General features: G+C 64.3%; 6 protein-coding genes. All 6 read right to left on the bottom strand.

Going from position 1 to position 6,987, the window contains the following annotated elements; all coding sequences use genetic code 11:
* Positions 1-85 precede the first annotated feature (85 nt).
* Positions 86-1,072 carry a GTPase Era gene (gene era, locus V7Q53_RS17795; RefSeq protein WP_333830073.1) on the bottom strand — a complete coding sequence of 329 codons (987 nt, stop codon included), beginning with the start codon at positions 1,070-1,072 and terminating at the stop codon, positions 86-88.
* Complete coding sequence (gene rnc, locus V7Q53_RS17790) at positions 1,069-1,755, bottom strand: ribonuclease III (protein WP_333830072.1); 687 nt, start codon at positions 1,753-1,755, stop codon at positions 1,069-1,071. Before rnc ends, era begins: the two co-directional genes overlap by 4 nt.
* Positions 1,755-2,543, bottom strand: coding sequence for a signal peptidase I (gene lepB, locus V7Q53_RS17785; RefSeq protein ID WP_333830071.1), 789 nt, complete (start codon positions 2,541-2,543; stop codon positions 1,755-1,757). Before lepB ends, rnc begins: the two co-directional genes overlap by 1 nt.
* Before the next feature lie 118 nt (positions 2,544-2,661).
* The gene (locus V7Q53_RS17780; RefSeq protein WP_333830070.1) at positions 2,662-3,291 is read right to left on the bottom strand and encodes a 3-oxoacid CoA-transferase subunit B; all 630 of its coding nucleotides are present in this window, start codon (positions 3,289-3,291) and stop codon (positions 2,662-2,664) included.
* A 14-nt stretch (positions 3,292-3,305) separates the two neighbouring features.
* Entirely contained in the window at positions 3,306-4,001 is a 696-nt protein-coding gene (locus tag V7Q53_RS17775) for a CoA transferase subunit A (protein ID WP_333830069.1), read from the bottom strand.
* Positions 4,002-4,171: 170 nt separating this feature from the next.
* Positions 4,172-6,943, bottom strand: a complete 2,772-nt coding sequence (gene topA, locus V7Q53_RS17770; RefSeq protein ID WP_333830068.1) for a type I DNA topoisomerase — start codon at positions 6,941-6,943, stop codon at positions 4,172-4,174.
* Positions 6,944-6,987: the final 44 nt, after the last annotated feature.

The raw sequence follows: 6,987 nt of genomic DNA, 5'->3' as shown, positions 1-6,987 counted from the left end.
CCCTCTTGGCCTGCGGCCAATTCACCCCCCAGGATATTTATGAACAGATGAAAGGGGAAGGGGGCGCGTCAAGAGGGCCGGGGCGTCAGTTGCCGTCCTTGAAATCAAGGCCCATTTCGCTGTAGCGCTCGGCCTCTTCCAGCCAGTTGGTGCGGACCTTGACCTGAAGGAACAGATGCACCGGGCGGCCCAGAAACTCGGCGATCTCGACGCGGGCGGCCTGGCTGATACCCTTGATGGTTTCGCCCTTGTGGCCCAGCACGATGCCCTTGTGGCCATCGCGGGCGACATAGATAAGCTGATCGATGCGCACGGAGCCGTCCTTGCGCTCTTCCCAGCTTTCGGTTTCGACCGTCAGCTCATAGGGCAGTTCCTGATGCAGGCGCAGGGTGCATTTCTCGCGCGTCATTTCGGCGGCGATCATGCGCATGGGCAGGTCGGCGATCTGGTCTTCGGGGTAGAGCCAGTGGCCCGGGGGCAGGTTTGTGCCAAGCCAGCTGCGCAGCTTGTCCACACCATGGCCCTTTTCGGCGGAGATCATGAAGGTCTCGGCAAAGGGGAAGGCGGCGTTGAGCTTTTCGGCCAGCGCCAGCAGAACTTCGGCCTTGACCCGGTCAATCTTGTTGATGGCCAGAACCACCGGATGACCGGCCTGCATCCGTTCGCTCAATGTGTCGAGAATGGCCTGAACGCCCTCGGTCAGGCCGCGATGGGCCTCGATCAGCAGGACCACGATATCGGCGTCGGAGGCCCCGCTCCAGGCGGCGGCGACCATGGCGCGGTCCAGTCGGCGGCGGGGGCGGAACAGGCCGGGCGTATCGACGAGGACGATCTGGGCGGGCCCTTCGATGGCGACGCCGCGGATGCGGGCGCGGGTGGTCTGCACCTTGTGGGTGACGATCGACACTTTCGCGCCGACAAGGCGGTTGGTCAGGGTCGATTTGCCCGCATTGGGTTCACCGATCAGGGCGACAAAGCCCGCGCGGGCGTTTTCGGGCGAGCCTGAAGCGTCGGCGGCGGGGTTCTGCGCCGGGATCTCTTCCGGGGTGCCTTCGTGGATGTCTGCGGTCATGGCTTGACCTCCAGTTGTTCAAGGAGCGCGCGGGCGGCGGCCTGTTCGGCCTGACGTTTAGAGCCTGCGGTGGCGCTGCCCGCCATGCCGTCGGCAAGGCGCACCTCGATGGTGAAGATCGGTGCGTGGGGCGGCCCCTCGCGGTTGATCTCAAGATAGGCGGGCGGCGCTTCGCCGCGGGCCTGAACGAATTCCTGCAGTGCGGTCTTGGGGTCGCGCGCATCCAGCTCGTCGCTGCCAAGCCGGTCAGCCCAGTGGTTCAGAATGACGCTGCGGGCGGCATCCAGCCCGCCATCAAGATAGACGGCGGCAAGCACGGCCTCCATCGCGTCACCCAGAAGGGTATCCTTGCGCCGCCCGCCGGTGAGCATTTCCGAGCGCCCCAGCCGCAGCACATCGCCCAGCCCGATATCGCGCGCGATATCGGCGCAGGTTTCCTTGCGCACCAGTGCGTTGTAGCGCGGGGCAAGCTGGCCCTCGGTGGCGCCGCGGTCGGCCTTGAGCAGGGTGTCGGCCATGACCAGACCCAGAACGCGGTCGCCCAGAAACTCCAGCCGCTGGTTGTCTGGCCGGGTTTTGGACGCGATCGAGGAATGGGTCAGCGCGCGGGCCAGAAGTTCAGGCCGGGTGAAGCGATGCCCGAGGCGTTCGGCAAAGGCCAGCAGTTCGGCCGAGACCTTCATCACTGAATCCGGTGGTAGAAGCGGTCGCTTCGCCATGTCCAGAAAGCCAGCATGGAGGCGCCCGCCGACGAGAACATCACCCGGTCCGCGCGCCCGATCAGGTGATCGAAGGGCACGAAACCCACGCCGCCGATGTTGCGCGGTGCGCGGCTGTCGACCGAGTTGTCGCGGTTGTCGCCCATGAAGAAGAAATGCCCCTCAGGCACGGTATAGAGGGGCGTGTTATCGGCAAAGCCGCGTTCCTCGATGTTGAGGACCGGAAACTGGCGCCCGCCGGGCAGGGTCTCGATGTAGCGCGATTTGGTGCAGGCGCCCCCCTGACCGACCGGCGCATTCTCGCAGCGCGGATACTGCCCGGCAGAGCCCTGACGCTCATAGGTTTCGGTAAAGACGCCGTCAGGTTCCTGCGGGATCGCCTCGCCATTGAGGTAAAGCACGCCTTCGCGCATCTGCACCGTGTCACCGGGCAGGCCGATCAGGCGCTTGATATAGTCGGCGCCGGAGACGGGGTGGCGGAAGACGACGACATCGCCGCGCTCAGGCTCGGAGCCGAGGACGCGGCCGGAAATGGGGCAGAGGCCAAAGGGGCAGGACCAGCGCGAATAGCCGTAGGCCATCTTGTTCACAAAGAGGAAATCGCCGATCAGCAGCGTTTCCTTCATCGAACCCGAGGGAATCCAGAAAGGCTGGAAGAAGAGCGTGCGGAACAGACCCGCGATCACCAGCGCCCAGACGATGGTTTTCACCGATTCGATCCAACCTTCGCTTTTGCCGCTTGCGCTGTTCATGCTGTGCCCGCCCTGCCGGAATCCACAAAAAATGCCGCGCCCCGCAGGGAGCGGCAGTCAGGGCGCTTCATGCGGTGCCGGGGGGCGCGTGTCAAGCGGTGCGCCCCCGCATCCTGCCTCAGCCGACGATCGTGGCCTCGGTCGCGGCGCGCAGATCGGCCTCGCTGACACCCTCGGCGCATTCGACAATCTTCAGCCCGCCCTCGACCACATCCAGCACACCGAGATTGGTGATGATGCGGTTGACCACGGCCTTGCCGGTCAGCGGCAGGGTGCAGGCCTGAAGCACCTTCGATTCACCGGCCTTGTTGGTGTGGTCCATGACCACGACCACCCGTTTGACACCGGCCACCAGATCCATCGCGCCGCCCATGCCCTTGACCAGCTTGCCGGGGATCATCCAGTTCGCCAGATCGCCGTTTTCGGCCACTTCCATCGCGCCCAGAATCGCCATGGCGATCTTGCCGCCACGGATCATGGCGAAGCTTTGGGCGCTGTCGAAATAGGCGGTGTGCGGCAGCGCCGTCACGGTCTGTTTACCCGCGTTGATCAGGTCAGGATCGACCGCGTCTTCGGTGGGGAAGGGGCCGATGCCCAGCATCCCGTTTTCCGATTGCAGCGTGACGTTCACCCCTTCGGGGATGTAGTTGGCCACGAGTGTGGGGATGCCGATGCCAAGGTTGACATACATCCCGTCTTCAAGTTCGAGCGCCGCGCGGGCGGCCATCTGGTTGCGGTCCCAAGCCATGGTCAAACCCTCCTTCAAGCCTTGCGCACGGTGCGCTGTTCAATCCGCTTTTCATGCTCGCCCTGAATCAGGCGGTGCACATAGATGCCGGGCAGGTGGATGTTGTCAGGGTCAAGGCTGCCGGCGGGCACAATTTCCTCAACCTCAAGCACACAGACCTTGCCGCATGTCGCGGCGGGCGGGTTGAAATTGCGCGCGGTCTTGCGGAACACGGCGTTGCCGGTGGTGTCGGCCTTCCAGGCCTTGACGATGGACAGATCGGCCACGATCCCGCGTTCAAGAACATAGGTCTCGCCGTCAAAATCCTTGAGTTCCTTGCCCTCGGCGATGACGGTGCCGACGCCGGTTTTGGTATAAAAGCCGGGAATGCCCGCGCCGCCTGCGCGCATGCGCTCGGCCAGCGTGCCCTGCGGGTTGAATTCCAGCTCCAGCTCACCCGAAAGATACTGCCGCATGAATTCGGCATTTTCGCCGACATAGGACGAGATCATCTTTTTCACCTGCCGGGTCTGGAGCAAAAGCCCCAGCCCGAAATCATCGACGCCCGCGTTGTTGGAGGCCACGGTCAGATCTTTGGTGCCCGCGTCACGGATTGCAGCGATCAGAAGCTCGGGAATGCCGCACAGGCCAAAGCCGCCCGCCGCGATTGTCATTCCGTCAAACAGAAGCCCGTCCAGGGCCTCGGCGGCGGAGCCGTGGATTTTCTGCATGATGTTCCCCGCATTCTTTGCGACGCCCGTTGTGGCGTGGCGCTGGTGCGAAGTCAATCATTACGCGCCCGTGGCGTTGTTTCAGGGGCGCAGAAAAGGGGGGCTTTCCGCCCCCCTCGGGGCCTGCGGCCCCTCACCCCCCGAGGATATTTTCGAACAGATGAGGGGGGTCAGCTCTCGTCCTGATCGCCGGCAGTCTTGGGCTTTGCTGCGGCCTTGGCCTTTGGTGCGGCTTTGGGTTTTGCCGGGGCCTTGGGTTTTGCGGCTTTGGTGGTGGTTTTCGCCGTCGTCTTGGAGGCCGCTTTCGCCTTGGCAGGGGCCTTTGCTTTCGCCGGGGCTTTCTTGCCCTTGCCCGATTTCCCCGCCTTGGCCGCGATCAGTTCGAGCGCCTGTTCCAGCGTCACCTCCTCGGGCGTCATTTCGCCGGGGAGGGTAGCGTTGACCTTCTCCCATTTGACATAGGGGCCATAGCGCCCGGCCATGACCTGCACCGGCCCGCCGCTGGGGTGATCGCCCAGCGAACGCAGCGGAGCGGCGGCGCTGGCACGGGGGCCGCGGCTGGCCTTGGCGGCGAGCAGTTCGACCGCGCGGTTCATGCCGATGGTGAAAACCTCGTCAACCTCGGGCAGGTTGGCATAGGTGCTGTTGTGCTTCACATAGGGGCCGTAGCGCCCGATCGCAGCCTCGATCGGCGCGCCGTCTTCGGGGTGATGGCCCACATGGCGCGGCAGGTTCAGCAGCGCCAGCGCGCGCTCCAGATCAACCGTTTCGGGCGCCCAGCCCTTGGGCAGGCTGGCGCGGGGCGGTTTGGGCACCTCGGCGGTGGCCTCGCCGCGCTGGACATAGGGGCCGAAGCGGCCGGTGCGCAGAGAGATCGGATCGCCCTGATCATGGCCCAGCAGCTTGCCTTCGCCCGACAATTCGCCGTCGCCCTCTTCGCCGGCGAGGGGCCGGGTGTAGCGGCAATCAGGATAATTGTTGCAGCCGATGAAGGCCCCGCCCGAACGTGAGGTTTTCAGATGCAGCCGCCCGACGCTGCAGGTGGGGCAGGAGCGCGGGTCCGAGCCGTCGGCGCGCGGCGGGTAGAGATGCGGCGAGAGAACCTCGTCGATCTTGTCGAGCACCTCGGTGATGCGCAGATCGGCGGTCTCGGCAATGGCGGCGGAGAAGTCGCGCCAGAAGCGGGCGAGCACTTCCTTGTAATCGCGGTTGCCTGCCGAGACGTCATCCAGCTGCTCTTCCAGGTCGGCGGTGAAATCGTATTCCAGATATTTGCGGAAGTAATTGACCAGAAACACCGTCACAAGCCGCCCCTTGTCTTCGGGGATCAGGCGGTTCTTGTCCTTGCGGACATAGCCGCGTTCCTGAATGGTGCTGACGATGCTGGCATAGGTGGAGGGGCGGCCGATGCCCAGCTCTTCCATGCGTTTGACCAGCGTGGCTTCGGTATAGCGGGCAGGCGGCTGGGTGAAATGCTGCTGACCCAGCACCGCGCCGCCATCATCCAGCACCGCCCCGGCAATGCACTGCATGCCGCTGGCCGTGCTTTCCAGCACCGAATCATCCTTGCCCGCCAGTCTGGCGAAAGCCTCGGACTGCGCGCCGCGCTCCAGTGCGGCAGCTTCGCCCTGCATGATCTGCGGCAGGCGCTTGTCGTCGTCATCGGCGATGTCGTCGCGGCCTTCCTCGTAGATTTTGAGAAAGCCGTCGAACAGCACCACCTGCCCGGTGGCGCGCAGGCCGACCTGGCCATCGCGGCTGGCGATATCGACGGTGGTGCGCTCCATCCGGGCGGCTTCCATCTGGCAGGCGATCGTGCGTTTCCAGATCAGATCATACAGGCGGCGCTGGTCGGCATCGGTCAGGCGCAGCTTTTCAGGGCCGGTCGCCATATCGGTGGGGCGGATACATTCATGCGCTTCCTGCGCGTTCTTGGCCTTGTTCTTATACATGCGCGGCGATTTCGGCACATAGTTCGCGCCAAAGCGGCGGGCGATTTCATCGCGGGCCGCCATCACGGCTTCGGGCGCCATGTCGATGCCGTCGGTCCGCATATAGGTGATCAGACCGGCCTCGTAGAGGCGCTGGGCGGCGGACATGCATTGCTTCGCGCCCATGCCGAATTTTCGGCTGGCTTCTTGCTGCAAAGTTGAGGTCATGAAAGGAGCCGAGGGGTTGCGGCTGGCGGGCTTGGCCTCGACCGACTGAACGAACAGATCGCGTTTGTGCACGGCCTCAACGGCGATTTCCGCGGATTCTGCTGTGGGCAGGTCGAATTTGTCCAGTTTCTTGCCGCCGAGGCTGACCAGCCGGGCACTGAAACCCTGACCGCGCGGGGTGGTCAGGGCGGCGGTGACCGACCAGTATTCCTGCGCGCGGAATGCCTCGATCTCCATCTCGCGTTCGACGATCAGGCGCAGGCAGACCGATTGCACCCGGCCCGCCGATTTGGCGCCCGGAAGCTTGCGCCACAGCACCGGCGAGAGGTTGAAGCCGACAAGATAGTCAAGCGCGCGGCGGGCGAGATAGGCGCGCACCAGTTCCATATCGACGGCGCGCGGGTTCTTCATCGCCTCGGTCACCGCCGTTTTGGTGATGGCGTTGAACACCACGCGCTGGACCGGCGTGTCCTTGTTGATGGCGCGGGATTTGGCGAGCGCTTCGGTCAGGTGCCATGAGATGGCCTCGCCTTCACGGTCAGGGTCGGTCGCGAGGATCAGGGCGTTGTCGTCCTTGAGCGCGTCGGTGATGGCGCGAAGATGTTTGCGGCTGTCCGCCGCCACCTCCCATTTCATGTCGAAATCGTTGTCGGTATCGACCGACCCGTCCTTCGGCGGCAGGTCGCGCACATGGCCGAAAGAGGCCAGAACGGTGTAGCCGGGGCCGAGATACTTGTTGATGGTCTTGGCCTTTGCGGGCGACTCGACGACGACGACTGCCATATAAACCTCTGATTAAAAACGATACTTTTTCCCCGGGTGCGGGG

This window comes from Pararhodobacter sp. (genome assembly GCF_036802785.1).
In the GTDB taxonomy this organism is placed as follows: Bacteria; Pseudomonadota; Alphaproteobacteria; order Rhodobacterales; family Rhodobacteraceae; genus Pararhodobacter.
This window is presented reverse-complemented; position numbering and strand designations above follow the sequence as displayed.

Bases quoted from the DNA above. Each gene is read 5' to 3' on its own strand.
- V7Q53_RS17775 (WP_333830069.1), bottom strand. From the start codon at position 4,001: ATGCAGAAAATCCACGGCTCCGCCGCCGAGGCCCTGGACGGGCTTCTG.
- topA (WP_333830068.1), bottom strand. From the start codon at position 6,943: ATGGCAGTCGTCGTCGTCGAGTCGCCCGCAAAGGCCAAGACCATCAAC.
- rnc (WP_333830072.1), bottom strand. From the start codon at position 1,755: ATGAAGGTCTCGGCCGAACTGCTGGCCTTTGCCGAACGCCTCGGGCAT.
- lepB (WP_333830071.1), bottom strand. From the start codon at position 2,543: ATGAACAGCGCAAGCGGCAAAAGCGAAGGTTGGATCGAATCGGTGAAA.
- V7Q53_RS17780 (WP_333830070.1), bottom strand. From the start codon at position 3,291: ATGGCTTGGGACCGCAACCAGATGGCCGCCCGCGCGGCGCTCGAACTT.
- era (WP_333830073.1), bottom strand. From the start codon at position 1,072: ATGACCGCAGACATCCACGAAGGCACCCCGGAAGAGATCCCGGCGCAG.